This window comes from Mesorhizobium sp. M0296, from assembly GCF_040321675.1.
Taxonomy (GTDB): Bacteria; Pseudomonadota; Alphaproteobacteria; order Rhizobiales; family Rhizobiaceae; genus Mesorhizobium.
Genome location: NZ_JAMYRZ010000059.1, coordinates 1 through 25,743 on the forward strand (window position 1 = coordinate 1; position 25,743 = coordinate 25,743).

Below are 25,743 nucleotides of genomic sequence, written 5' to 3' on the forward strand. Positions count from 1 at the left end.
GATCGGGCCGACAAAGAGTGACGTATGGCTCTCCACTGGTTCAACCCTCCGGTCCCGGTCAAGACCGAGCGTCCCGGGATCATCCACAATGTCAACAACGCCGAGACAGCCGGCGAGGAGCTGATGAAGTGGACCAAGCGTGGCCCTTGTTGGGACCTCGCGGTGCGTGTTTGCATGGCCGTGATTTTCGACGAGATGGAACCTGAAGAGGCTCGCAAGGCATTCCTGGCTGCTGCAAAAGAGGAGGGGACATTACTCCCCCAATGAGAACTAGCTAAAATTGGCGGTATAAGCTTCTAGGTGTCTATTACCAACACCGCCTTCGCGAAAGGAGCCCGCCGCCGGTGAGGGAGAGGCGACGGACCCCCCACAGCGGCTGCACATCCACGAAGAATCCCGCTGCCACCCCTAAACCCGCGTGGGCCTACATCGTTCCCTTAGCTGCGGCTAAAGCGGGGTTGGTCGGCGGGCTCTTGCCGCTCTAAGTTCCCCCTTATGGGTCCTGTCTGGTTCTCTCCACCGGTCTACGTGAAGACGAAACGTCCGGGCATTCGCAATGGGGTCAGCCACGTCGAGGGAGCCGCCGAGGAACTCATGGCGTGGGACACAAAGGGCCCGAAGTGGACCAAGGCGGTCCAATCCTGCGTGGATGCGTTCGAGGGCAAAACCTCCCTCCAAGAGGTCCGTGAAGCCTTTGAGGCGGCTGCCAAGGAGGCCAACATGCATCTCTCCCCTGAGTAGGAGTTGTCGTGGCAACCCATTGGTTCTCCCCTCCGGTGTACGTCAAGACCGACCGACCTGGGGTGACCTACGGGTACAACAACGTCGAGGGTGCCGCCGAGGAACTCATGAAGTGGGCCAAGATGGGACCTAAGTGGAGGAAGGCTGTGCAACTGTGCGCCGACAGGAGGTCCGTCAGGCTTTCGAGGCTGCTGCCAAGGAGGAGGGGGTGTTCCGTGAGTAGCAGGCCGGTGCCCATGGCTATGTTGGGACGGACCCGCTAGGCTGTCCGAATGCTGACCAAGTCCGCGCTGCTCGAAATAGACCCGGATACGAGAGCATTCACTCTGGTCGGCGCATTTTGGGCCATTTTGCACTTCTTGAAACTGGCATCGGAGCTTGCTCTGGGCGAGGTACTTGGCGTCTATGGGGCACGTCGAGGTAAGGGGACCGGAACCGGAATGTCAGGCTTCTAAATCCCGGAGATCGGTGACGCGATCGCAGACATCGTGACCAAAGCTTTACCAAACCGGCACGCACCCGAGCCTTGAGAAGCTGCGCGAGGATGTTCCAGCGGGCGTGATGGAGCTGTTTGCCATACCCGGGCTTCGTCCCGATAAGATACTGAAGCTTCATCAGGCGCTCGGCGTGAACTCGCTGGCGGAGCTCGAGGCCGCAGCAAGAGAGCATCCGCCCAGTCAAAGGCCTCGGCGCCGCGCTCCAGACAAAGCTCCTGCAGAAGCTGGCCATCGTGCGAAGCGGCGAAACGCAACTTCACCTGCACAAGCCCGCCGCTCTTCTCGAACATGCGGTCATGTCGGTGAAGCAAGAGCATCCAGAGTTTTCGCGCGTCGAAATTGCAGGTGACTTCCGACGCGGTTGCGAGCTCGTTTCCGACTTCGCCCTGGTAGCGCAGGCCAGAAAGTCGACTGTAACCGAGGATACGACCCTCAGGCTTGTTGTCACGGACAGGAAGCACTTTGGCGCGAGCCTGCTCGAAGCAACCGGTTCGGCAGACCACCTCGAGCAACTGAAGACATTCGCGGCCGACAAGGGATTCACCGTAAACGCCGACGGGCTTCATCGCGGGAGAAAGCTGATCGCGTCAGCGACAGAAGAAGAAATCTACCAAGCTCTAGACCTGCAGTTTATCGAGCCTGAATTGCGCGAAGGCAGGGACGAGATTGAGCGAGCGGCAAAGCAGAAGCTACCCGCCCTCATTCGGGATGAAGATCTGCATGGCATCCTGCATTCTCACACGACCGCATCCGATGGCACCGAAACGCTTGAGGCAATGGCTGAAGCCACGCGCAGGCGCGGTTTCGAATACTATGGTGTCGCCGATCATTCGCAGTCCGCTCACTACGCAGGCGGCCTTTCGTTGCAGGAGATTGCTGAACAGCACCGCGAAGCCGACCGGCTGAACAAGGCATACAATGGAAAATTTCGCATACTGAAGGGCATCGAGGCGGACATCCTGGCTGATGGCTCGCTCGATTACCCGAATCATATCTTGGAGCAGTTCGATTTCGTCGTCGCGAGCGTGCACAGCCGCTTCAAGTTGCCCAAGAAGGAACAGACGGGGCGTATCATTGAGGCGATCGGAAATCCTCGGACGACAATCATCGGGCACATGACCGGTCGCCAGCTGTTGCGCCGGCCCGGTTATGATCTCGACGTCGACAAAGTCCTCAAAGCGTGTGCGAAACACGGCGTCGCTGTCGAAATCAACGCACATCCGTGGCGACTCGACCTGGACTGGCGCTGGCATCAAAGGCACTCGATCAGGGCTGCATATTCAGCATCAATCCGGACGCTCATTCGATCCGCGAGCTCGATCACATGCATTGGGGTGTCGAGATGGCGCGCAAGGGAGGTGTCCCTGCGAAGCGGGTCCTGAACGCAATGCGTCTGACGGCCCTCCTTGCGCATCTCGCACGGCGCAGGCAAACGTTTTAACCTGCCTGTGCGCCCGGCCTATCAGCGCAGGAGTCCGTCATTCTCAAAATCTTCCCAGCCGCGCAAACTGGAGTGCGCGTTCTCATCGGGGCCATGGCCAGCTGAAGCTGCAGTTCCGCGACCGCTTCTTTGAGCACGTTTCATAGCGGCCTTCCCCGCGGCTCGCCGCCTGTTCTCTGCAGCTGTCGCTGCGTCCTGTTCGCGCCAGACCGTGACCAGGTCGCGGTCAAGCACATCTTCCACGTGCTGAGGGTCGAACACGTGAAAGGTGATGTTCCTTGCCCGCCCGCGAAGTTTCACCGTTTTCGTCCCGGCGCTCTGCAAGCGACCATCTTTCAGCCAGCGGTGCCGTTCGGCCGTCGAGATCGTCAGAATGTCCTCGATTTCACGGGGGATTACGGGCAGGTCTTCGATATTCTGCAGTGCTTTGGATATGATCCCGAATACCACCTGCCCATCATTCTCGGCGCCCTCAGACAGGCGCAGGGTAAGCACGCGGGACTCGATATTGAGCAAGTTCCTGAACTCCGTTGGAAGGCGGGCGCGTATTTCGAGAAAAATACCCCTCGCTCTGACGGACGATCCAAGCGTTGCAGCCGGGTTTAAAGGCCACTCTCCAATCAGCTTCGCTGTTCCATTGGTTTTTCGGCGCGTGGACATGCCCCTGGATATAGGTCACCGATTGTCGGCAGCGATGAGCCGATCGCAAAGCCGACATGAGTTCTAATCCGCCAGCGGTCTGAACCACGATGCCCTAAAGGCGCAACCACGATTGTTGGCGGGACCGCTTGCAACTCCGGCTAACAGGAAGCGGCAGAGTCGATCTCAAAGTGCGATATCAGGCGCGTTGCCGCCTGGCGGCTGTACGTGGGCCACAACCTGATCGTCCGTGATTGGGAGCCACATGGCTAAAGCGGCTGTTCCGCTATTGAGCCTCGACATGCGTTTTCGGGACCCACCCCGTCGGATTCAATCGCGAATCCCGCATCGATCGCGCTTCGCGCAATGAGATCGCCAAGTTGCCAGTCCGTGAGTTCGCAAAAGGGAAGGATTCTCCTCACGGTGTGGCTAACCTCGGATATCGAAATGCTCGGGCTGCCGATGTTGTCGATCAGGTGGCGGACAATCGCTTGGCGAACGTCCGATAAGGTAGGCGTCTGCGCGAGCGCAGGCATCACCGGCCCTATGAATGGAGCCGTGGTTCTGCGGCCACGGCTGTTTTTAAGTCGAACGCGACTGGCACACCGTGAATAATGGATGCTGCCGCCAAGAGCTCCTCCAGCTCGCGGTCGGTGGCCCTGCATGCGGGCATGAGTGTTCGGATGGCGCGGATTGCCTGTGCTATCGAAAGGAAGTGGGCCTTGCCTCTGGAGAGAACATAGGCTTCGGCGGCTCTTTCAACCGTGACTGTGTCAAAAGTGGTGGTCATCGAGAATTCCTCCCTGAACCCTGACCCACACGACTTACGGCACGAATTCGGTAGCTTGCAAGGGTTTGTCTGATTTAGGACAGTTAGGCCGAGGCTAGGCCGAAGTGACTTTGCTCCTCCTCCCCGTAAGCACCATGCGTGAGTCGTATCATTCCAACGCGGTCGATAAGCGTGATCTCGCCGCGCTTGGCGTGAACCAGCCCCCGATATTCAAGCATTTGGAGGGCCGTGGTAACGCCGGGGCGCTGGGCACCAAGCATTGTCGCCAGGAATTCATGCGTCAGGTAGATCTTATTTCCTTCGACGCGGTCTTGGACCATCAGCAACCAGCGGGCCAAGCGCTCCTCGATTTTGGAGTGGCCGTTGACCAGTGCCGTCCGGGACGACTGGATGAGGAACGCGTGGGCATAGCGAAGCAGTGACTCGCGAAGGGATTGGCTCTCTGCAATCGCAGAGCGAAGAGCTTCAACCGGGAGGATCCAGCCATTACCTGCGACTTGGATATAGGTTTCATTGGGCGACTTGTCCTGGCCGAGAATAACGGCAACTCCTGTCATGCCGTCCTGGCCGACGATGCCGACCTCGCTTTGCCGCCCTCCGGTCATCGTAGCGACCACCGACGCGATGCCCATCTCTGGAAAATACACACGCTCGATCGGCTGATAAGAGACTTCCAGCTGGTCTTTGATGTTGAGTTCGACGTGATGCAGTGACGGCCTCAAAAGCGCGAAATCCTCCGAGGAGAGGGTTTTCAATACATGGTTGCGAAGAAGGGATTGGGGCATGGCTCTCTCTCCCATGCGGGCAAGAGCACGTACCTCTTACTGTCGGCTGCGTCCGACGCGCTGGCGGCCGATGTGGGAAGCATAGGCTTCAAATGTGCGGTTGGCAAAGAGTCCGTGCCTGGCGAAAGGCTCCGGGAATTTCGGCTTGAGTCCCGTAGGTGGTGGGCGCTTCTTATGACTTATGAGGCCCGTCACGAATGTCCGGAACCGGCCTAAGCAGATCGGCAGGTTTCGAGCATCGAGTTGGCAAAAGCAGTCGTTCAGTTCACGTGATGAGTTTCGGGCGCCGTCCCCTTGCGCTTACCGACATTGTGCTTCACCCGTTCCGGGACCTTTTAAGCGCAGTAACTTTGAAACAAATGCTGCCGGCAGGCGTTCCAGCACGGCGGGCGGCGTTGCCGGAGGACCCAACATGCAATAACATCGCCATCCCCAAGACTACGATGCATCGCGACTTCGGGAGGAGGAGTATTTCGTCCTCTGCCCGGCGTGCGGCCAGGCGTTCGACATCAGGTGTATGGCAGAGGCGCTTCATCACAACGAGCTAGGCCACGAGCCATACGACCTCGATTCGTAGTCGGCAGTGATCGACGACCGTCGATGAGCGTTTGGAGATGTCCCTTCAGGCCTCTATACGAGCCGGGTCGAGACCAGCACCGAGGGTAAGCTCTCGCTCATCTGGCTGGTCGCGTTGCCGACCGATCGGCCTGGAACGAATCCCTGTCGCGAGGGCGGATCTTCGCCGGCACGCTATGTCTTGACGATACCTTGCGGGCTTTCAGCAACGACTTGATGCCGTTGTGGTCGTCGTCGATGCGGCCGCGGCCGACCGAAAGCTTCGACAACGTATGCACCGCATGCGACAGTTGTTGTTCATCCAGGGCGACGGCGCCTACTCCACCGCAACCATGTCGACCAGTTCTGTCACGACGCTCCGAAGCAGACCTGCTCCCGGCATCGGGTGCCGGGACCAACATGTGATCTCCATAATGCGTAAGAGCCGGAGGCCCATCGCCGGCGACAAGGCGCTCATCGCAGAGAAAGGTTAACGATCGATCGGATGCCCGCGTGCCTTCACGCGCAATGTTGCTGGGCGCCTCCTTCGACAGCGCGCACATGCGACACGTCCTGGCCGCGCGCGCCGCCTGTTGCCGAGAGCGACGATCGCGAATGCGCGAACGGCTGGACGGCAGGTGAAGCGGGGTCGCGATAGGCGCACATCGGACTTGCTTCACCGGTAGTCCGAAGACGCCAGCGACGCTATCCGACCGAAAGCAAACAGAAGCCAGGCCTGAAAGCACAAGCAAGCACAAAGGTTCCTCAACTTATGCTCGGCTGGCGGCAACTTGCTCGCCAGCCGAGTTGAGTTCATGCGGTGGTCGGGGGAGACTGGCCAGCCACACGCTGGTGATTCCAACCTTTGCCGATGTGCCAATCAGCAACCTTGGTCGGTCTTTTTCACCTGGCCCGGCGCGGCGGTCTTGGCTGTCGTGTCCTGCTGACCTGGCGCAGCCTGCTGAGCGCTGCCAGTCTGCTGGCCGGGCGCGCAGTCTCTGGCCGAGTTCGAATTTGTGGTGCCGCTGGTGGTGGTCGTGTCGGTGCCTTGATCGCCGGACATGTTGGTGCCGCTGCTCGTCGTGCCGGTGCCCTGATCCGTCGTGCTGGGCATGGTTGTCGTGGTCGAGGTGCCGCTCGTCGAGGTGCCGCTCGAAGTTCCACTGGTCGTCTGGGCAACGGAAAGCCCGGCCGACACCGCCAGCACGGCCGAAGCCAAAAGGATGCGTTTCATCTTCTTTCTCCTTTCTGAATGCGCGGGATGCGCCTGGCAAATCGAACAGGCAGACAGAAGGAGTGTTCTCCGATGAAGTTCAACTTTTGTAACTCTGGTAGTAGGTCAGCCTTAGGATGGCTGGCGTATATTAGAAGCCTCTTGAAGAAGACGCTGCCCACACCAGAATCCATGGCATGGCTCGGGGAATAGACATTGGTGACCAGGTGGCCATTACGGCCAGGGTTCGAAAGCGGATAACAGAGGACCGCGTTAGCGTCTCGATCCCAGGTTACGACTTTCCACATTCCATCATCGACCACACCAAGGTGAACCGAGGCCAGCAAATCGACCTGAAAGGCGAGGTCACGCGCATCGACGAGGACACCGTGACGATCGACCTCGGGCCGCTGGTCACGGTCGACCGTGACAAGGTCCGGCTAATGGAGAAATATCGGCCGCCAAAACGACGAAAGGCACTTGTCGTTGCCCCGGATTAGAACCGACAACATCGCGACAGGCTATGAGGGCAGGCCGCATGACGGGCCGGTAGAGGACGAGTCGAAGCACTTGGTCTACTGCCCAGTCTGCGGCCAAACGTTCGACGCGCGCGATCTTGGACAGGTCTTCCACCACGCTGAGCCGCAGCACGAGCCGCTTCCGGTCGAGCAATAGTCCAGCTAGTTGAGCTCCGGCGGCAGACCGACGTTGAGACCCTTCAGCGCGCCACCGACGTACGTTGGATGAGAAAAGGGTGCTGCGTGCACCGCGCCTTCCCCGCGCGCCGATGCTCCCTGGACCGCAAAAAAGTCCCGCCGCACTGCCAGAACGGCGGGACCGATCAAACGCTTTGCACCAGGCGGGGGGATGCGGGGGGTGGGCTTGCCAAGTGAGCGCGGACCGTAACCAACCCTAAGCGCAACAGCGGCAACGCGTCCACCAACCGCCGCGACAGGACGATTGAGCCGCCGGCAGGTCAGGTCATCCCGGGTCGCTATCGCTCGCAACCAGACGGTAGCGGAAATTGTTGCGGATGTGGTCGTTGAAATAGCGGCCCTTGGCGAACGCGGCCCGGAACGCGGCAAAGGTTTCCGGCGGTACCCCCTCAAACTCGTACCGCTGGCGACGAACCACACCGAGAGGGTCCTTCTATCCAGATCATATTCCATCTTGCGGATCGAAGTAGATGGCATGAGCACCACAGGCCGAGGCCCGCGCCTTGCGGGGAGCGCGGGCCGATCGGGATACCGATCTGCAGCAATACCTGGAGGGGGATTCGCTGCGTGCACCGAACTTTCGCGGCGGTCCCGTGTTCCCAATCGAGATACACAAAAAGCTGGCTGCACCTTTCGGCATCACGCGGACGTTGGATTTCTGAGAAAGCGCGAGCGTCAATACTAACTTCTGGTGATGGAATTTTCCCGTGAGATAGGCACGCTCCACGGCGAAAGGAGTGCCCCGCCATGACCGTCCTCGCCTACAACCTTGCCAATGACATCGAAGGATTGTGGAGGGTCGTCTTCGTGCCGGACGAACTGCATCTGTATGTGGAATTCAGCGAGCCAGACGCCGACACAAACCCGGCTGATTGGATGAGCGTTGATGATTTCCTTGCATGGCGGCCGAAAGGCGCACTCCACGAGCGAGCGCGCGACAGCTTGGTTTCGCTCATTTGCAAGGCGCTGACAGGGCGATGAGACAAGGGAAACCCGCACCGAGATCCAGTGCGAGCGCCGCGAGTGGGCCTAGGGCCCCACAAGCCAGTGCCACCCCGCCGCCGGCAAACCGCGGCGGGCGAGTGCCTCGGGGACACGATGGTAGATTGCTAATGCGTTCGCGCGTGTGGCCTTAAGTCGCAAACTATTGGCTTCAGAAGCAGGGCGTAGGGCTTCATTGATGGTGCTACCAACACCATATGGTGACCCATAGCCCTCCAAAACGAGAGAAGCTCGTCCCGACGGGTCGCACTGCGGCCGTCAGCTGGTAACTGCTACGAACTAGGAAACCATCATGCCTGAAACTATCAGACCAACTTCGAGAGATGTCCCCCTCATTCAGCTAGGCCTCTATCAGTGCCGCTTCCCGGTGAGCGAAGACGCTTCTGTACCCGGCGGTTATCGTTTTTGTGCTGGGCCAACTTCGCCGGATCGCGTCTACTGCGATCACCACCACCACATTGTGACCGCCGTGGACCCTCGTCGAGCCCGTTCGGGTCTTCACCTCGCTCAACGACGCGCCGCGTAAGCCTGGCTGGCGGCGGCCTCCCGGCCAGGCGCTATGCGCTCCAAGGCCGCCTTGGCTACGACCTTTCCGTCGGCTCGGTCTGGCCCATCCTCCCTTATGCCGTCTTCGCCGATGTATCCCCCGTCGCCCGATTGAGAACGACGACTTCTCGCCGAGCCCTTCAGCTCGCTACTCGCACAAACGCGTCGGCTCCAAAGGTTTGTCTGTCAGCACATCTTCAATGTGCCCGCGCCTGAAGCCCCAACATCTTCTGCGACCTAACCGCGTACCTGGCACCGCCGACAGGTTGCTGCGGCGGATTTTCGCTTTCGCAGGTGAACAATGCCTATCAACCTTGTCATCGCACCTGGTCGCACGTAGAGGCCGTTCGAATTCTCATCGCTCGGCGCGATGTTTGGTCCGTCTGCCCAGAAGAGCGGAGCAAGCCATTGACACCCACGAAGTTGCTGATTGGGCAGATCGCTGTCGTATTCGCAATTGTCATTCTTGGCGTGTGGACTGCAACCCAATGGTGCGCCTACATGCTCTCATATCAGCCGCCACTCGGCGCGCCATGGTTTGTGACAGTCGGCTGGCCGATCTACCAGCCGTGGAAACTGTTCGAATGGTGGTTCCAATTTGACGCCTATGCGCCTGAAGTCTTCGACAAGGCTGGCATACTTGCCGGAGCCAGCGGGTTCCTGGGCTGTGCCGCCGCGATAGCTGGGTCCCTCTGGCGCGCACGGCAGCGGGGGTTGGTCACCACCTATGGGTCCTCACGATGGGCCATAAAGCTGGAGATCGAGAAGGCGGGGCTGTTTCAGCCGGCCGGCGTTTTCCTTGGCGGACTGAATTATCGCTATCTGCGCCATGACGGACCGGAACACGTCATGGCCTTTGCGCCGACACGTTCGGGCAAGGGCGTCGGACTCGTTGTTCCAACCCTTCTTTCCTGGACCGGCTCGGCCGTTATTCACGACATCAAAGGCGAGAACTGGCAGCTGACCTCTGGCTGGAGGTCGAAGTTCTCGTACTGCCTTTTGTTCAATCCTACCGATCCGAGATCGGCGCACTACAACCCGCTGCTGGAAGTGCGCAAAGGTCCGGATGAGGTCCGGGACGTTCAGAACATCGCAGACATTCTCGTCGATCCGGAAGGCGCGCTGGAGCGGCGGAACCATTGGGAGAAGACCAGTCATTCACTCCTAGTTGGCGCCATCTTGCACGTGCTCTACGCCGAAGAGGAAAAGACACTCGCCCGTGTCGCCACCTTCCTGTCGGACCCGCAACGCTCATTCGCTGCGACACTGCAGCGGATGATGACCACAAACCACCTCGGCACGGTGGACAAGCCCCAGGTCCATCCGGTCGTGGCCTCGGCGGCTCGTGAGGTGCTGAACAAGTCAGAGAACGAGCGCTCAGGCGTTCTCTCGACCGCCATGTCGTTTCTCGGGCTCTATCGTGATCCAACGGTGGCCGCGGCAACATCGGCCTGCGACTGGCGCATTGCCGACCTTGTGGATGCCGAGCGACCGATGTCGCTGTATCTGGTCGTGCCGCCGTCGGATATCTCGCGCACTAAGCCCCTGGTGCGATTGGTGCTCAATCAAATCGGCCGGCGGCTGACCGAGCGCCTGGAGGGCGATCCAAAGAAGAGCCGCAAGCATCAGCTCCTGATGATGCTGGATGAATTTCCGGCGCTCGGTCGGCTCGATTTCTTCGAGACCGCGCTGGCCTTCATGGCGGGTTACGGCATCCGCGCCTATCTCATCGCGCAATCGTTGAACCAAATCTCCAAGGCCTATGGCGAGAACAACGCCATTCTCGACAATTGCCATGTGCGGATTGCCTTTTCCTCAAATGACGAGCGCACGGCCAAACGCATCTCGGACGCGCTCGGTACCGCGACGGAACTCAGATCGATGCGCAACTATGCCGGCCATCGGTTGGCGCCCTGGTTGTCCCACGTCATGGTAAGCCGCCAAGAGACTGCTCGCCCCCTGCTGACGCCGGGTGAGGTGATGCAGTTGCCGCAGGCTGACGAACTAATCCTGGTTTCGGGATTGCCGCCGATTCGCGCCAAGAAGTTGCGTTATTACCAGGATCCGAATTTCACGGAGCGAGTGCTGCCTTCGCCGGTGCTGCGCGACGGTGCCTACGCGGATCGGCCCACGTCGCGCCCGGACGATTGGAGCGGACAGGTGCGCGGCGTGGATCGGCGTCTTGCTGGCGACGACGACAGTGCCGGCGCGGCAATCGAAGACGGAGGTGTCCAGCAGCAGCGCCATCCGGGCCTGCCCGAAGAACGGACCCTCGTCGCCCAGGAGCCCGATCATGGCGATCTGTTCACGCCCGCAGACGATGACTGCGAGACGCTCGCCGACAAGCGCGTCATGGATCGGATTTCCACCGCAGCACGTGCGTACGGCCTCAATGAGGGAATGGGCGACGACAAGGACATCGTGCCCGGCTTCTGAACGGCGCGCCATACGCGGGCGCATCTCAGCGTAGATAACGGCCGTAAGCGATTTCGAGGATCTCGACGATGCTCGTTCCCGTCGCCGGTGCATCAGCGCCGGTCAGAGGGAACAAGCAGCATGAAGCCCCACCGCATTCGTCACCAGTTTTTGCTTGGACCCGAGTTGAGCGAGAAGCTGGAGAACCTCAGCCGCAATCCATCGACCACCAAATCGGCCATTGTGGCGCACGCGGTCGAGGCCTTTATCGAGCGGCGTGGGGAGAATGAACTCGACCACCGCTACGGCAAGAGGCTCGACCGTCTTTCCCGTGACCTCGGACATGTCAGGCGCGATGTCGAGATGATCCTGGAGAGCCTGGCGCTCTTCATCCGCTTTTCGATCACGCTTCATGCTCACACGCCGGTGCCGGACAAGGCGACGCAAGCGATTGCCCAGGAGCGCTTCGAGAAGTTCGTCGAACAAGTCGGCCGCCAAATCGCTTCCGGGAAACGGTCACTTGGCACCGACGATCGCAGGGGAGGGGAAGGATGAGTTCTCATCCGGAAGCCGACCATCGCCGCCGCGCCATGCTGCGCACCGCCATGGGTCCGGCGATCACCGAAGCCCTTGCCGATCCGACCGTCATTGAGGTGATGGTCAATCCCGACGGTGCGCTGCGGCTCGACCGGTTGGGTGAAGGCCGGGTCGACACCGGCGTGCACATGCATCCTTCTGAGGCCGAACGCATCATCCGCCTGGTCGCCTCCCACGTGCGCGCCGAGGCGCATGCGGACAATCCGATTGTCAGCGCCGAATTGCCATCGGGCGAGCGCTTCGAGGGTCTGCTGCCGCCTGTCGTGCTGGGGCCATGCTTCGCCATCCGAAAGCCTGCGGCGAAACTCTACACGTTGGCCGACTATGTCGCCGACCGGGTCATGCTGCCGCTGCAGGCCGATGCGCTGAAGAAGGCGGTCCGCGAGCGGCGCAACATCCTGGTCGCCGGCGGCACGTCGTCGGGCAAGACAACACTTGCCAATGCGCTGCTGGCACAAGCCGCCGATTGCGACGAGCGGGTGATCCTGATCGAGGACACGCGCGAACTGCAATGTGCGGCGAAGGATTGCGTTGCCTTGAGGACGAGGCGGGGGTCGGTCACGCTCGCCGATCTCGTGCGCTCGACCCTGCGGCTCAGACCCGACCGCATCATCGTGGGCGAAGTCAGGGGCGCGGAAGCCCTGGACATGCTGAAGGCATGGAACACCGGGCATCCCGGCGGCATCGCAACGGTTCACGCCAATTCGGCGCGCTCCGCTCTCTACCGTATCGAGCAGCTCGCCCAGGAAGCCGTCGTCACCGTTCCCCGCCGCCTCATCGCTGATGCGGTAGATCTGATCGTCTTCATCGCTGGGCGCGGATCCTCGCGCCGCATTGACGCGATCGCTGAGGTCACCGGTCTCGACAGCAGCGGTGATTACGCCGTCACCCCGCTCACGCTTCCGCAACTCCAGCAGTTTTGAAAGGTCACCTCATGCTCAAGAAGCTTCGCTTCCTTTCGTCCACCGCGCTCGCGTTTCTTCTCACCGTCCCGGCCCACGCAGCGGGCTCCGGCATGCCTTGGGAACAGCCGCTGCAGCAGATCCTTGAGTCGGTCCAGGGGCCGGTCGCCAAGATCGTCGCGGTGATCATCATCATCACCACCGGCCTGACCCTTGCTTTCGGCGACACGGCAGGCGGTTTTCGCCGGCTGATCCAGATTGTCTTCGGCCTGTCGATCGCCTTCGCGGCATCGAGCTTCTTTCTCTCCTTCTTCTCCTTCGGCGGCGGGGCACTCGTCTGATGGCCACCGGAGAGCAGCATATCGAGGGTTTCGAAGTCCCCGTTCACAGGGCATTGACTGAGCCGATCCTGCTGGGCGGCGCGCCGCGAGCGGTGGCGATCCTCAACGGCACGGTGGCCGCGGCAATAGGCCTTGGCCTGCAGCAGTGGATCGCCGGACTGGCGCTCTGGATCGCCGGCCACACCCTCGCGGTCTTTGCCGCTCGCCGCGATCCGGACTTCGCCAGCGTGCTTGTCCGTCATCTTCGCCTGAAGGGGTGGCTTGCATGCTGAACCTTTCGGAGTATCGCGGCAAAGCCGATCGGCTTGCCGATCATCTGCCCTGGGCCGCTTTGGTCGCGCCCGGCATCGTGCTCAATAAAGACAGTAGCTTCCAGCGAACCTTCCGGTTCCGTGGCCCCGACCTTGAAAGCGCGACCGAAGCCGAGTTGGTCGGCATCTGCGCACGAGCTAACAATGCGCTACGAAGGTTGGGCTCCGGATGGGGGTTGTTTTTCGAGGCCGAGCGCGTTGAAGCGCTGGGCTATCCGAGCTCGGCTTTTCCCGATGCTGCCTCATGGCTGGTCGATGAGGAACGGCGCGCGGCCTTCGAGGGCAAGGTCGCGCACTTCGAGAGTCGCTATCATCTGACCTTGGTCTTCATGCCGGCGCCAGATGGCCAGGCGCGGGCGGAAAGCGCACTGGTCGACTCGCATCACTCGGGAGGGGCTAGAGACTGGCGCCAGGAGCTGGCGTGGTTTCGCGACGAGACCGACCGCGTCTTGGATTTGCTGTCCGGCTTCATGCCGGAAGTGCGCGCCCTCGATGATGCCGAGACGCTAACCTATCTGCACGGCACAATCTCGACCTACCGCCATCCGGTCGCCATGCCGGAAACGCCAATGTATCTCGACGGTGTTCTGGTTGACGCGCCGCTTACCGGCGGCCTGGAGCCGATGCTGGGTGAGCAGCATCTGTGCACCCTCACCGTTCTTGGTTTCCCGAACGTCACCCGGCCAGGGATCCTCGACGCGCTCAACCATCAGGATTTCGCCTACCGCTGGATGACGCGCTTCATCCCGCTCGACAAGACGGAAGCCACAAAGACACTGACCCGGTTGCGCCGTCAGTGGTTTGCCAAGCGCAAATCGGTCGCAGCCATCCTGCGCGAGGTCGTGACCAACGAACCCGTCCCTCTCGTCGATAGTGACGCCGACAACAAGGCGCTCGATGCGGATGCCGCCCTTCAGGCATTGGGCGGCGATCACGTCGGCTTCGGCTATCTCACCACAACGGTGACGGTATGGGACCAGGACCGGCAGACCGCCGCGGAAAAGCTCCGAGCGGTTGAGCGCATAGTCAATGGGCTCGGCTTCACCACGATCCGTGAAAGCATCAACGCGGTCGAGGCGTGGCTCGGCTCGTTGCCCGGTCATGTCTACGCTAACGTTCGCCAGCCGCTCGTTCACACGCTGAATCTTGCCCATGTCATGCCGCTGTCGTCGGCGTGGGCCGGTCCGGTGGATAACGAGCATCTCACCAACGTGACTGGGACCGAATCCCCGCCGCTTCTCTTCGCAGAGACCAACGGGTCGACACCGTTTCGGCTTTCCACCCACGTCGGCGATGTCGGCCACATGCTGGTCGTTGGTCCGACCGGTGCCGGCAAGTCGGTTCTGCTCGCGCTAGTCGCTCTGCAGTTTCGACGCTATGCCGGGGCGCAGGTCTATGTCTTCGACAAGGGCAATTCGGCTCGTGCGGCAACACTGGCCATGGGCGGAGAACACCACGCTCTGGGCGCGGATGGTGCGCTTGCCTTCCAGCCACTGAGCAATATCGGCGACCAGGCTACTCGCAGCTGGGCGGCGGAATGGATCGCCGGCCTCGTTGCCCATGAGAATGTCACCGTTACGCCGGAGGTAAAGGAGGCGATCTGGTCGGCACTCATCAGCCTTGCCACTGCGCCGGTGCGGGAACGCACGCTGACGGGCCTGTCGGTTCTGCTTCAGTCCAATGGACTCAAGGCCGCGTTGATGCCCTACACGCTCGACGGTCCCTTCGGCCGGCTGCTCGATGCCGATGAAGATCGGCTGGCTTTGTCGGATGTGCAGTGTTTCGAGACCGAAGAGCTGATGCACCAGGAAGGCGCCGTGCTGCCGGTGCTCACCTATCTCTTCCATCGCCTCGAGGAGCGGCTCGACGGCCGGCCAACACTGCTCATGCTCGACGAGGCGTGGGTCTATCTCGACAACCCGCTCTTTGCCGCCCGCATCCGCGAATGGCTGAAGGTGCTGCGAAAGAAGAACGTCTCCGTCATTTTCGCCACGCAGTCACTTGCAGACATCGCTGGCTCTTCCATCGCGCCGGCGATCATCGAGAGCTGCCCACAGCGCATTTTTCTCCCCAATGACCGTGCCGTGGAACCGCAGGCGCGGGCAGCCTATGAGCACTTCGGCCTGAACGAGCGGCAGATCGAATTGGTCGCCCGTGCCACACCGAAGCGCCAGTATTATCTGCAGTCGCGCCGCGGCAACCGCCTCTTCGAGCTCGGGCTCGGCCCGATCGCTCTTGCGCTCTGCGGCGCCTCTGATCCGGCCACGCAAGCTTTGATCGACAGCGTCCTGTCAGAGCACGGGCAGGACAGCTTTGCTTCCCGGTTCCTGAGTGCGCGCGGCCTCGATTGGGCTGCCGAGCTTCTCCAGCAATTCCCTCAACCAGACAAGGAGCAATCGTCATGATGCGGCGCCGCCTTCTCACCAGCCTGATCACCGTTTCCCTAATCGCAAAACCGATGGCCGACTACGTCCAGCCGGCCCACGCCCTAATCGTGTTCGATCCGTCGAATTATGCGCAGAACGTGCTGACAGCGGCACGTTCCCTGGAGCAGATAAACAACCAGATCCAGTCGCTTCAGAACCAGGCGACGATGCTGCAGAACATGGCGCGCAACCTTCAGCGCCTGGATTTTTCTTCCGTCGGCCAGCTCACAGGTTCGCTCCAACGGATCGACGGCCTGATGACCCAGGCCAGCGGCCTGAGCTTCGATCTCGACAAGCTTCAGAACCAGTGGCGTGTGCAATATCCGGAAAGCTACGACGCCACAATCAAGGTCAGCGATGTGGCGAGCGCCGCGCGCGAGCGCTGGCAAAACGCCATGCAGGCGTTCCGCCAAACCATGAGCGCGCAGTCGCAGATCGTGGAGAACGTGCGGGCCGACGGCGACCTGCTTACCGATCTCGTCAACCGCAGTCAGGGCGCGGCAGGTGCCCTTGAGGCAAGCCAGGCCACCAATCAGCTGATCGCGCTTTCGACCAAGCAGCAGATTCAGATCCAGACGCTGCTCGCGACCCAGTTCCGGGCTGAAGCCGAAGATACTGCCCGCAAGGCGCAGTCCGAGGAAGCCGCCCGCGAGACGACGAAGCGTTTCCTGGGCACCGGAACGGCCTATCCCGGCAACTGATCAGCAGTTCTTCAAGACAACGAGGAAGGCGGCGACATGAACGACCTCGGCGTCATTGATCGCTTCATGGAAACTTTTACCCGCTATATTGATAGCGGGTTCGGTCTGCTTTCGGGCGACGTCGCCTTTCTCACCACCATCCTGATCGGCATCGACATCACGCTGGCAGGCCTGGTCTGGGCGTTCGGCGGCGAGCCCAATGTTCTTGGCCGGCTTGTCCGAAAAGTGCTCTATGTCGGCGCCTTCGCCTTCATCCTGAACAATTTTAAGAACCTCGCCGACATCATCTACCATTCCTTTGCCGGGCTCGGCATCAACGCATCGGCCGGCAATCTGTCCGCCGACAGTCTCCTGCGGCCAGGCCGCATTGCCGCGGCCGGCTTCGAGGGCGCCTGGCCGCTGCTCAATCAAGCGAGCCAGCTAGTCGGCTTCCCCGAGATTTTTGGCAACGCGCTGACCATCTTCGTGCTGCTTCTCGCCTGGTTCCTGGTCCTCATCGCCTTCTTCATCCTTTCCATCCAGCTTTTCATCACCATCCTGGAGTTCAAACTCACCACATTGGCCGGCTTTGTTCTGGTGCCCTTCGCGCTCTGGAACCGCTCGGCGTTTCTGGCCGAGCGCGTGCTCGGCAATGTGATCTCGTCGGGCATTAAGGTGATGGTGCTTGCCGTCATCGTCGGCATCGGCTCCACGCTCTTCGGCGAGTTCGCTTCCGCCCTGCAAGGCAAGGAGCCGGACCTGGCCGCGGCCATGTCACAGGTACTGGGCGCGTTGGCGCTGCTTGGGCTCGGCATTTTCGGGCCGGGAATTGCCTCGGGTCTTGTCTCGGGCGCGCCGCAGCTTGGCGCGGGAGCCGCACTCGGAACCACCGCGGCGGCCGCCGGATCAACGCTCGTTGCCGGAGGTGCGGCGCTTGCCGGCGCGCGCATGGCAACCGGCGGCGGTCTCGCCGCCGTTCGAGCCGGCACGGCCATGGGATCGGCTGCTTCCACAGCTTGGCAGATGGGGCGTGCAACATCGCCCGAGTCCGGCCTCTCCGGCGTAGCTGCTGGACTGCAAGGCGTTGCCGGCGCAGCTGCCGGCGCCGCGATGCGGGGAATGCGATCTGCAACAGAACCATTCCGGCGCAGCGCCGATGCCAGCCGCGATGCCGCCTGGACCGCGGCGGGCGGCACGCCGACCGCATCAATGACCGGAAACCCTGCCGCGTCAGGTGCCAATGCCGCGCCGGCGTGGGCGAGGCGCTTGCGTTCCGAACAGACCGCGCGCGCCCATCGCCACGCCGCCACGCAGGCCGTCCGTGATGGCGATCGGGGTGGAAGCGGCGCCAACCCCTCTCTCAATGACAAGGAAGACTAGATGCTCTTCAAGCGACCTGTTCAACGCTACGGGAAGACGCCCCACCCCGTCACACCATACCAGAAGGCCGCCCAACTTTGGGACGAGCGCATCGGCACAGCGCGCGTGCAGGCAAGGAACTGGCGCCTGATGGCCTTCGGTTGCCTCGCTCTGGCCACCGGGCTCTCTGGTGGACTCTTGTGGCATTCGATGCAGGGCCGCGTCGTGCCCTATGTCGTCGAGGTCGATCGTTTCGGCGAGGCGCGCGCCGTCGCCCCAGCAATCCGGGACTACGAGCCCACCGATGCCCAGATCGCCTGGCATCTCGGCCGCTTCATCCAGAATGTCCGCTCTGTTTCCACCGATGCGGTGCTGGTGCGGCAGAATTGGCTCTCGGCCTACGACTTTGCCACCGACCGTGCAGCCCTCTTTCTCAACGAGTACGCTAAGGCCAACGACCCGTTCGGCAAGATCGGCACGCGCAGCGTCTCGGTGCAGGTGACGAGCGTGGTTCGAGCGTCCGACAGCTCCTTTCAAGTCAAATGGACCGAGCAGGTCTTTGAGCGCGGCAGCCTCGCCAGCACAACGCGTTGGACCGGGATCCTCACCATTGTGATCCGGCCGCCGAACAATACCGATCAGCTGCGCAAAAACCCGCTCGGCGTCTTCATCAATGCCATCGACTGGTCGCGCGAGCTCGACAGTGCCGCGCAGACTTCCGTTCCCCCAAAGGAGCCCGCCAATGATAAATAGACTCTCGTCGCTCCGCACTGCGCTAATCCTCTCGGCGTTGGCTGCGGTCATCTCCGCCTGTGCCTCGAAGCCGGTGCCGCCGCCGCAGATTTCCTATGACCATGCTGACTTCAAGCCGGCGGCAATCGAGAAGGCGCCGGAGAAGCCCGTCAAAGTCGTGGAAGTGCCGAAACCGCTACCGCTGCCCGGCCAGTTGCAGCCCGAGCCGGGCAAGGCTGCTGAAGACAGGCGCTCGCCTGAAGAACGTGTCGCCGATGCCAACAAGGCGGCGACGCAGCAACCCACCAAATATGGCTATGTGAATGCGGTGCAGGTTTACCCCTTTGCCGAAGGCGCGCTCTACCAGCTCTATGCCGCACCGGAGCGCGTCAGCGATATCGCTCTGCAGTCAGGCGAGAAACTCCAATCCGTGTCGGCCGGCGATACAGTGCGCTGGGTAATTGGCGACACCGTCAGTGGCTCCGGCGATGACCAGCGCACCCATGTGCTGGTGAAGCCCTTCGCGCCAGGACTTGCCACCAATCTGGTGATCACCACGGACCGGCGAAGCTATCACTTGCAGCTTCAAAGCACGGATAAGACCGCCATGGCGGCAATCTCCTGGACCTACAGCGAGGACCAGATTATCGCGCTACGCCGGCGCGATGCGCAGGCCGAGGCTGCTATGCCAGTGGCGTCGAATGTGGCTCTCGAAAATATTCGCTTCCGCTATTCGATTACCGGCGACATGCCGCCCTGGAGGCCGACGCGCGCCTTCGATGATGGCAGCAAGGTCTACATCGAGTTCCCGCGCCGCATCGATCAGGGCGAGGCGCCGCCGCTCTTCATCGTCGGTGCTGACGGGGACAACCAGCTCGTCAACTACCGCATCCGGGGCAACTATTACATCGTCGATCGCCTCTTCGCCGCGGCCGAACTGCGCCTCGGCGCCAAGCAGCAGCAGGTGGTGCGCATCACGAGGACGGACGGCAGGCAAGCGCCGCGGCGGATATTGCTCTTTTCGCGTTCCAGCAGGTGAGGGACGGCCCATGACGGATACTTCCCGCTCCGATGCTCCACCGAAACTCGATCCAGAACAGCTGCAGCTGCGGGCCTCGCCTCGCCGCGCTGTGCGCTTCAAGCGCGGCATTATTGTCGCCATTGCTGCTGTTGGTTCCGGGACCGTTCTAGGCGTCACCATGATGGCGCTGCAGGGACCGGCGCTGCGCATCAAAGAGCAGGCTGAAGAGCTTTACAACACTGAGCGGAAGCCAACCGCGGAGGCAATTGAAAGGCTGCCTAAGGACTATTCCGGGATCAAGCCCAAGCCTCCGGTGCTTGGACCACCGCTGCCCGGCGACCTCGGCCGCCCCATCCTTGAGCACCAACGCCAGCTGGGCATCGCGCCGGGCCAGGAGGTTTCGGCGGAGGAGCAGCGCCTTGCACAGCAGGCGATCGAGGCGCGCGAATCGCAAGTCTTCTTCCGGATCGAAAATCGACCCCGGCAAGCGGATGCCGCCGGCAGCGGGCAGGGCGGGCGTCCACCCTTTGATGGAACGGCTCCACAATCCGATGCCGCACGCGATTCAGCTTCCGTAGCACCGGCCGAGGGCGACCAAAACAACCAACAGCGCAAGCTCGATTTTGTCAGCCAGCGGAACACAAGTGGAATCTACAATCTGCATGCACTGCAGACGCCGGCTTCGCCGTATCAGCTGATGGCCGGCAGCGTCATCGCAGCGAGCCTGATCACTGGCATCAATTCCGACTTGCCCGGCCTCGTCGTCGCACAGGTCACCGAGAATGTGCACGACACAGTCACCGGCAGCACCTTGCTCATTCCGCAAGGCTCTCGCCTGATTGGCACCTATGACAGCGTCGTTGCCTTTGGACAAAGGCGCGCGCTGCTGGTCTGGCAACGGATACTGCTGCCCGACGGCTCTTCGATCGAAATCGACAATCTGCCGGCGACGGACACCGCCGGCTATGCCGGGCTGGAGGACAAGGTGGATTTCCACACCTGGCAGCTGATCAAAGGCGTTGCGCTGGCCACGTTGCTGGGGGTCGGCACGGAGCTGAGCCTCGGCGAAGACGAAAGCGACCTGGTCAAAGCAATCCGCGAATCCGCTCAGCAGAACGTCAGTCAAGCTGGCCAGCGCATCACCGAGAAGAACCTCAATGTTCAGCCCACGATCACCGTCCGCCCTGGTTGGCCACTGCGCGTCATCGTGCACAAGGATCTTGTGCTACGGCCCTACCCGAATTGATCGGAAGAATCATGACCAATCTGAAACTCCGCAAACTTCCGGATCGAACACCTTCGAAGATCACCATAAGCATAAGTGCAGATCTCAACCAAGCACTGAAGGACTATGCGGCGCTTTATCGTCAGACCTATGGCGAGTCCGAATCGGTAGCGGAACTCATCCCGTTCATACTGGCGGAGTTCCTGGAGAGCGATCGAGCGTTTGCCAAGGCCAGAAAGGAAGGGCTCCCTGTCGTCGACAAGTCAGAGAAAGCGCGGCTGCAGCCAATTTCAGGGTCCGAATAAATGACAGCGACCAGTGAGTCCGAGGGGGCACCTTTCTAGGCGGGCAAATGCATTGAAGCAACTTGCCGGCGGCAAGCCGAAACACAGGGCAAAATAGACGAGCTGATCTGCCCCGAACCAATGCCGGCTCTGGCCCCATTGTGGTCATTCAGCATAAGCGGCAGAGTGCCAGGAGCGGACACCTTCAAAGGCAAAGAGCCCGCAGAACCTCTTGACCTGCTCCTTTCAGATGCATCTTGGAACTTTCCTGCCCCTGAACTTGGTCTTGGCCGAGCGCCTTGGTCCGTATGCCATACCTTCGACATATCCATCTTAGGCGGTTCCGGTCGTCGGGCGGGGAATGCTAGAGACTGTGATGATCGGGGGGAATCATGGCGGCACCTGCGCATATCGGCTGGCTAAAGAAGACGGCGACCAATATCGCCACGACCGAAGGCATCGAGGTCGAGGTCTGGGAACTCGGACACGAGCCAGACGACGCGGTGCTGTCCTCATGGGCGAGGCATTTCAGGCAGCACTATTGCAAAGACGAAGATCTGGCGGACTCGATCGAGGGCACAGTGCACACGCCGGCCACCTATTTGGCAACGGTAAAGTTTCCGGACCCCATCCAGGCTCCCGGACCCGGCACCCGTTCGGGCGACTTCGGCGAAATCCTGCTCGCCGACTTCGCTGAGTATATCTTGGGCTACTGGTGCCCTCGGGAGGGCAGATACGAGAACCGCGACAACCGGAACGTTCCGTCGAACGGCTGCGACGTGGTTGCATTCAAGTTTCATGGCGACTCCCCTGCTCATCCAAGGGATGAGCTTCTGCTGATAGAGTCGAAGGCCGGCCTGAGGACCAAGTACAAAAACCGCTTGCAGAACGCAGTGGAGGATTCCATCAAGGACATGACCCGCGAAGCCATGTCCCTGAACGCCATAAAGCAACGTCTGCTTCGCAACGACCGCGCGGCGGCGAAACGTGTGCAGCGCTTCCAGAATCACAACGATCGACCTTTTAGGCGCGTCAACGCCGCGGGCGCAGTGCTCGACCAAAAGGTATTCGACAGCGTCGATTTCACGACAACGCTCGCCAAGCACCATCCCAACATAAAGAACTTGCGGCTTCTGATCATTCGCGGCACTTCGATGATGGACCTCGTGCGTACCCTTTACGACCGGGCCGCCAATGAAGCCTGAGCGCAACTCCATCCAATTGCTGGCTTCCGTCCGGTCCCGAGCGAAGATGCTCGAATTCAGGGCGGAGGAGGAGGACTACAACGAGTTCACGCGCGCGCCGGACTCGCTGGTGGTCCTGGCGGTCGGGATACTGGGCGACTCCGCGGCGGCCCTTGCGGACCGGTTCATCGCTATGGAGGCAGAGAGCGACCGGCCGAGGTCTTGGGATGAGCGAGACGGATCGATCCGTGATATGGTTCACTTCTCCGCCCGGTATTTCGACGCCTTCCTGGAGTCCAGGCTTGACGAAAATCTGACGAACGAGTTCTCCCTCCTATGCGCCGCATCCTACTATTTGTCCGACAGTATCGGCAGCGCAGCGGTTGTCTTAAAGAAGGCCGAGCCTCCAGCCTTGGAATTCGGGCACGGCCTTGCCTTTCTGGCCTACCGGATCCTGAAAGGGCTTTTCGATCCGGTGGAGGAGGTCTTCGCGCACCGTCATTTCGTTGACGGGATATTGGCCGCAATGCGGGCGTTTTACGTCATGCAGGGCGGAGCCGAAGAAATCCGCGTTCTCTGCGAGAAGTTGAAGGCTGAAGCCTATTCGGCGGGGTCGGCCCGCGAGCTGTTCTACGCCGACCTCGTGATCGCGCTTATCTCTCGAAAACTGGACGGAGCGGCCCGTACGCTTCTGCCGCTGAGTTCGGGACTCAACTTGGCCGATTGGGGGCCAGCCCTGCGTAAAGAGACTTTCCCCGCAGAGCTTTGGCCGGCCCAGAAGCTGCTTTGCGAACAGGGGATTTTAAGTGGACGTTCTGCGGTAATTCAGATGCCGACGTCTGCGGGCAAGACCCGCGCTACGGAGTTCATGATCCGCGCGCACTTCCTGGCGCGGCGCTCGTCGCTGGTCGTCATAGTTGGTCCCTTCAGGTCTCTATGCCACGACATCCGCTCAGATTTGGTGCGCTCATTCGCTGGCGAAGAGGTTCTGATCAACGAGATCTCGGACTCCTACCTCTTCGACATCGATCTCGAGGAGGCGCGAAAGCAGAATTCGGTGTTCGTCGTGACTCCCGAAAAGCTCCTCTACATGCTTCGGCGCAAGCCGGAATTCGCCGAAGAGGTCGGACTGGTTATCTACGACGAAGGACATCAGTTCGATGGATTGACCCGCGGCCCTACGTACGAGCTGTTGCTTGCCTCCATGCGTATCTCGTTGCCTAAGAACGCACAGGTCGTGTTGATCTCAGCGGTCATCGGGAACGCAGCCGACATCGCCGGTTGGCTGATCGGCGACGAGACCGCGGTGGTGTCGGGATCCGGACTGCTGCCGACAGTGAGGAACATCGCCTTCGCGAGTTGGCAGTTCGAGCGGGCCTGGTTGCGCTACGTCAGCCCGTCCGATCCCAATGCGGACGAATTTTTCGTGCCTCGCATCGTGGAGTCAAAGGTTCTGGCCGCAAAGAAAGGCGAACGAACAGAAAGGCGCTTTCCGGAGCGGGGTACCGCCAGAAGCAACACTGACATCGGCCTTTATCTTGGCCAACATCTTGCGGCAAACGGTAGCGTAGCCATCTTCTGCGGAAAGAAGGAGAGCGTGGGCACGATTTGCGACCGCGCAGTGGATGTGGCTGAGCGCGGTTCAACGCTCGATTGGCCCTTGGCCAACTCTCACGGAGACGAGATCCGGAAAATAGCCGATCTTTGTCAAACCCATCTCGGGCTTGGGCGCGTATCGAAGGCCGCGAGGCTCGGGATCCTGTCGCACCACGCCAACACGCCGCCAGGCCTGCGGCTGTCCATCGAGCACGCCATGAAGGCAGGCCTTGCGCGACTGGTGGTCTGCACGTCTACCCTGGCGCAGGGCGTGAATTTTCCGATACGCTATCTCGTGGTGACATCCACCCAGCAGGGCAAGGAAGAGATCGCGGTGCGCGATTTTCACAACCTGATGGGGCGCGCGGGCCGAGCAGGCATGTATACCGAAGGTAACGTGATATTCTCCGCCCCGTCGCTCTACGACGAAAAAGAAAGGGACGGCCAATGGCGCTGGTCGAAGACAAGAAGATTGCTCAACGCAGATAATTCGGAACCGTCGGCTAGCGCCATCCTCAAGCTTTTCGACAGCTTCGAGCAGAAAGGTAGGGGCGTGCCAACGATCACGTTGGATCTGCCGGCCGAATGGCTTGATCTCACGTTCGCTACCAAGGAGATCATAGCTGCATACACAGCGGTCGCAGTGAGCGAGCGCCCAGGGCTGAAAGCGAAGGAATTCAGCCGGTTTCTCACCGAAAGGGCGCGCGCGGTGCAGAGCATAGCATCGTATCTGGCCTCCTACGTCAATTTCGAGAACGACCTCGCCGATGAACGTGTCGAGGAACTTGCGCGCAGCACCTTGGCGTATCACCTCTCGGAAGACGATCTGAAGGCTAAGGTCCTTGTGGTGTTCCAGGCGGCCGCCAAAGCTGTCCAGCAGGGTGCGGACCTAAGCCTGATAAATTTGGTGAGAAAGTCGCCGTTGCCGCCGTCCGACGTAAAAGCGTTGGCTGACTGGATGGACCAACATCTGGAACTGCTGTCGGTAACCCGTACTGAGGAAGAGCTGTTGACCGTGGTTTTGGAAAAGGCGGGCCGGCACGCCCACGCACCGGTTTTGGAGGCAGTCCCCGAGGAATTGCGGTGGGGTTGCTTTGCCGACTGGATTGCCGGCAAGACCTATGACCAGATCCGGATGCCGTTGACGGCGGCCCGCGTCAGGTTCGGCAACGCGAACGCGACTTCGGAACACGTCGTCCACCTGTGCGAAAGCGGCTTCGCGTACGACCTGTCGATGGTCGTCGCGGCATTGGCCGACCTCGTCGAGGAAAGATCCCAAGATCTGCATTCCCGGCTGGTGACCGTCCAGAAAAAGATCAAGTATGGTCTGCCCAGTGACGCGGCCACTGCGTTCCAAGAGGCGGGGTTCGCCGACAGGGTGGTGGCCCAGGCCCTTGGCGCCGCGTTCCCGGCCGTCGACGGCTATCGCGACGTGGTCACGGCATGTCGGGCTGAGCGAGAATTGGTACTGGCCACTATTAAGCCGTTCCCAAGGTACTTCGAGGAGGTCGCGTTCGAGCTTTCGTCCGGCTAAGACTGAAACAGGCCTGCAATCTGCGGGACGTCCGCGATCGAGCGTCCTTCACCATTGCCAGCGTCTGAGTGACCACCAACAGCTTAATTCATCATACCAAAGCACAAAATGCGGACTGCCTCTACGTCGACCGCGCGAAAGCGGTGACGTGCCGAACAGCAAGCGATCGTGGCCTTCATGGCAACTAAATTCGGCTCGCTCACCCGGATTC

Annotated in this window: 26 protein-coding genes; 20 read left to right on the top strand and 6 right to left on the bottom strand. The window is 61.0% G+C overall.

The genetic code is table 11. The annotated features are described in order from the left end of the window. The first annotated feature begins 24 nt into the window (after positions 1 to 24). The 3 genes from NKI97_RS32555 to NKI97_RS32565 all read left to right on the top strand — a co-directional run bounded on the left by NKI97_RS32555 (position 25) and on the right by NKI97_RS32565 (position 2,620). On the top strand, positions 25 to 267 hold the full coding sequence (locus NKI97_RS32555; protein WP_352450353.1) for a DUF982 domain-containing protein: 243 nt from the start codon (positions 25 to 27) through the stop codon (positions 265 to 267). 228 nt (positions 268 to 495) lie between these two features. Beyond that, a complete protein-coding gene (locus NKI97_RS32560) occupies positions 496 to 741 on the top strand; it encodes a DUF982 domain-containing protein (protein ID WP_352838344.1) in 246 nt (81 codons plus the stop codon). A 730-nt stretch (positions 742 to 1,471) separates the two neighbouring features. After that, on the top strand, positions 1,472 to 2,620 hold the full coding sequence (locus NKI97_RS32565; protein ID WP_352838345.1) for a PHP domain-containing protein: 1,149 nt from the start codon (positions 1,472 to 1,474) through the stop codon (positions 2,618 to 2,620). An 80-nt stretch (positions 2,621 to 2,700) separates the two neighbouring features. Here the strand turns inward: NKI97_RS32565 and NKI97_RS32570 are convergent, their stop codons facing one another. From NKI97_RS32570 to NKI97_RS32590, 5 genes are all read right to left on the bottom strand, one after another. Beyond that, positions 2,701 to 3,339, bottom strand: a complete 639-nt coding sequence (locus NKI97_RS32570; protein WP_352838346.1) for a hypothetical protein — start codon at positions 3,337 to 3,339, stop codon at positions 2,701 to 2,703. A 523-nt stretch (positions 3,340 to 3,862) separates the two neighbouring features. Then, complete coding sequence (locus NKI97_RS32575; RefSeq protein WP_352479079.1) at positions 3,863 to 4,108, bottom strand: hypothetical protein; 246 nt, start codon at positions 4,106 to 4,108, stop codon at positions 3,863 to 3,865. A gap of 83 nt (positions 4,109 to 4,191) precedes the next feature. After that, positions 4,192 to 4,893, bottom strand: a complete 702-nt coding sequence (locus NKI97_RS32580; RefSeq protein WP_352757389.1) for a Crp/Fnr family transcriptional regulator — start codon at positions 4,891 to 4,893, stop codon at positions 4,192 to 4,194. Positions 4,894 to 5,567: 674 nt separating this feature from the next. Continuing rightward, positions 5,568 to 5,738 (bottom strand): hypothetical protein, encoded by a 171-nt coding sequence (locus NKI97_RS32585; RefSeq protein WP_352838347.1) that lies wholly within the window; start codon positions 5,736 to 5,738, stop codon positions 5,568 to 5,570. A 590-nt stretch (positions 5,739 to 6,328) separates the two neighbouring features. Then, positions 6,329 to 6,682 carry a hypothetical protein gene (locus NKI97_RS32590; RefSeq protein ID WP_352838348.1) on the bottom strand — a complete coding sequence of 118 codons (354 nt, stop codon included), beginning with the start codon at positions 6,680 to 6,682 and terminating at the stop codon, positions 6,329 to 6,331. 176 nt (positions 6,683 to 6,858) lie between these two features. Between NKI97_RS32590 and NKI97_RS32595 the strand changes: the two genes are divergently transcribed. Then, positions 6,859 to 7,161 carry a hypothetical protein gene (locus tag NKI97_RS32595; RefSeq protein WP_352838349.1) on the top strand — a complete coding sequence of 101 codons (303 nt, stop codon included), beginning with the start codon at positions 6,859 to 6,861 and terminating at the stop codon, positions 7,159 to 7,161. Positions 7,162 to 7,642: 481 nt separating this feature from the next. Here the strand turns inward: NKI97_RS32595 and NKI97_RS32600 are convergent, their stop codons facing one another. After that, positions 7,643 to 7,795, bottom strand: a complete 153-nt coding sequence (locus NKI97_RS32600; protein WP_352838350.1) for a KTSC domain-containing protein — start codon at positions 7,793 to 7,795, stop codon at positions 7,643 to 7,645. A 329-nt stretch (positions 7,796 to 8,124) separates the two neighbouring features. Between NKI97_RS32600 and NKI97_RS32605 the strand changes: the two genes are divergently transcribed. The 16 genes from NKI97_RS32605 to NKI97_RS32680 all read left to right on the top strand — a co-directional run bounded on the left by NKI97_RS32605 (position 8,125) and on the right by NKI97_RS32680 (position 25,532). Then, positions 8,125 to 8,358 (top strand): hypothetical protein, encoded by a 234-nt coding sequence (locus NKI97_RS32605; RefSeq protein ID WP_352838351.1) that lies wholly within the window; start codon positions 8,125 to 8,127, stop codon positions 8,356 to 8,358. Positions 8,359 to 8,671: 313 nt separating this feature from the next. Further along, the gene (locus NKI97_RS32610; RefSeq protein ID WP_352838352.1) at positions 8,672 to 8,905 is read left to right on the top strand and encodes a GcrA family cell cycle regulator; all 234 of its coding nucleotides are present in this window, start codon (positions 8,672 to 8,674) and stop codon (positions 8,903 to 8,905) included. A 428-nt stretch (positions 8,906 to 9,333) separates the two neighbouring features. After that, positions 9,334 to 11,361: a conjugal transfer protein TraG gene (locus NKI97_RS32615; protein WP_352838353.1), complete on the top strand. Its 2,028-nt coding sequence runs from the start codon at positions 9,334 to 9,336 to the stop codon at positions 11,359 to 11,361. Between the two features lie 120 nt (positions 11,362 to 11,481). Next, the gene (locus NKI97_RS32620) at positions 11,482 to 11,895 is read left to right on the top strand and encodes a CopG family transcriptional regulator (RefSeq protein ID WP_352458763.1); all 414 of its coding nucleotides are present in this window, start codon (positions 11,482 to 11,484) and stop codon (positions 11,893 to 11,895) included. Continuing rightward, positions 11,892 to 12,860 (top strand): P-type conjugative transfer ATPase TrbB, encoded by a 969-nt coding sequence (gene trbB, locus NKI97_RS32625; RefSeq protein WP_023680311.1) that lies wholly within the window; start codon positions 11,892 to 11,894, stop codon positions 12,858 to 12,860. Before NKI97_RS32620 ends, trbB begins: the two co-directional genes overlap by 4 nt. Positions 12,861 to 12,871: 11 nt before the next feature. Beyond that, positions 12,872 to 13,180, top strand: a complete 309-nt coding sequence (locus NKI97_RS32630; RefSeq protein ID WP_023680310.1) for a TrbC/VirB2 family type IV secretion system protein — start codon at positions 12,872 to 12,874, stop codon at positions 13,178 to 13,180. Continuing rightward, positions 13,180 to 13,452, top strand: coding sequence for a VirB3 family type IV secretion system protein (locus NKI97_RS32635; protein WP_023680309.1), 273 nt, complete (start codon positions 13,180 to 13,182; stop codon positions 13,450 to 13,452). Before NKI97_RS32630 ends, NKI97_RS32635 begins: the two co-directional genes overlap by 1 nt. Further along, positions 13,446 to 15,896 (top strand): conjugal transfer protein TrbE, encoded by a 2,451-nt coding sequence (trbE, locus tag NKI97_RS32640; protein WP_352838354.1) that lies wholly within the window; start codon positions 13,446 to 13,448, stop codon positions 15,894 to 15,896. The genes NKI97_RS32635 and trbE overlap by 7 nt, the downstream gene beginning before the upstream one ends. Beyond that, complete coding sequence (trbJ, locus tag NKI97_RS32645; RefSeq protein ID WP_352838355.1) at positions 15,893 to 16,618, top strand: P-type conjugative transfer protein TrbJ; 726 nt, start codon at positions 15,893 to 15,895, stop codon at positions 16,616 to 16,618. Before trbE ends, trbJ begins: the two co-directional genes overlap by 4 nt. Before the next feature lie 36 nt (positions 16,619 to 16,654). Next, positions 16,655 to 17,977 (top strand): P-type conjugative transfer protein TrbL, encoded by a 1,323-nt coding sequence (trbL, locus tag NKI97_RS32650; RefSeq protein ID WP_352838356.1) that lies wholly within the window; start codon positions 16,655 to 16,657, stop codon positions 17,975 to 17,977. Next, complete coding sequence (gene trbF / locus NKI97_RS32655) at positions 17,978 to 18,709, top strand: conjugal transfer protein TrbF (RefSeq protein ID WP_352838357.1); 732 nt, start codon at positions 17,978 to 17,980, stop codon at positions 18,707 to 18,709. Further along, the gene (gene trbG / locus NKI97_RS32660; protein ID WP_352838358.1) at positions 18,699 to 19,727 is read left to right on the top strand and encodes a P-type conjugative transfer protein TrbG; all 1,029 of its coding nucleotides are present in this window, start codon (positions 18,699 to 18,701) and stop codon (positions 19,725 to 19,727) included. The genes trbF and trbG overlap by 11 nt, the downstream gene beginning before the upstream one ends. 10 nt (positions 19,728 to 19,737) lie before the next feature. Beyond that, on the top strand, positions 19,738 to 20,955 hold the full coding sequence (locus tag NKI97_RS32665; RefSeq protein ID WP_352838359.1) for a TraB/TrbI/VirB10 family type IV secretion system protein: 1,218 nt from the start codon (positions 19,738 to 19,740) through the stop codon (positions 20,953 to 20,955). An 11-nt stretch (positions 20,956 to 20,966) separates the two neighbouring features. Next, entirely contained in the window at positions 20,967 to 21,239 is a 273-nt protein-coding gene (locus tag NKI97_RS32670) for a DUF2274 domain-containing protein (RefSeq protein WP_352838360.1), read from the top strand. 371 nt (positions 21,240 to 21,610) lie between these two features. After that, positions 21,611 to 22,423 carry a Hachiman antiphage defense system protein HamA gene (locus NKI97_RS32675; RefSeq protein ID WP_352838361.1) on the top strand — a complete coding sequence of 271 codons (813 nt, stop codon included), beginning with the start codon at positions 21,611 to 21,613 and terminating at the stop codon, positions 22,421 to 22,423. A 46-nt stretch (positions 22,424 to 22,469) separates the two neighbouring features. Then, positions 22,470 to 25,532 (top strand): DEAD/DEAH box helicase, encoded by a 3,063-nt coding sequence (locus tag NKI97_RS32680; protein ID WP_352838362.1) that lies wholly within the window; start codon positions 22,470 to 22,472, stop codon positions 25,530 to 25,532. The last annotated feature ends 211 nt before the right edge of the window (positions 25,533 to 25,743 follow it).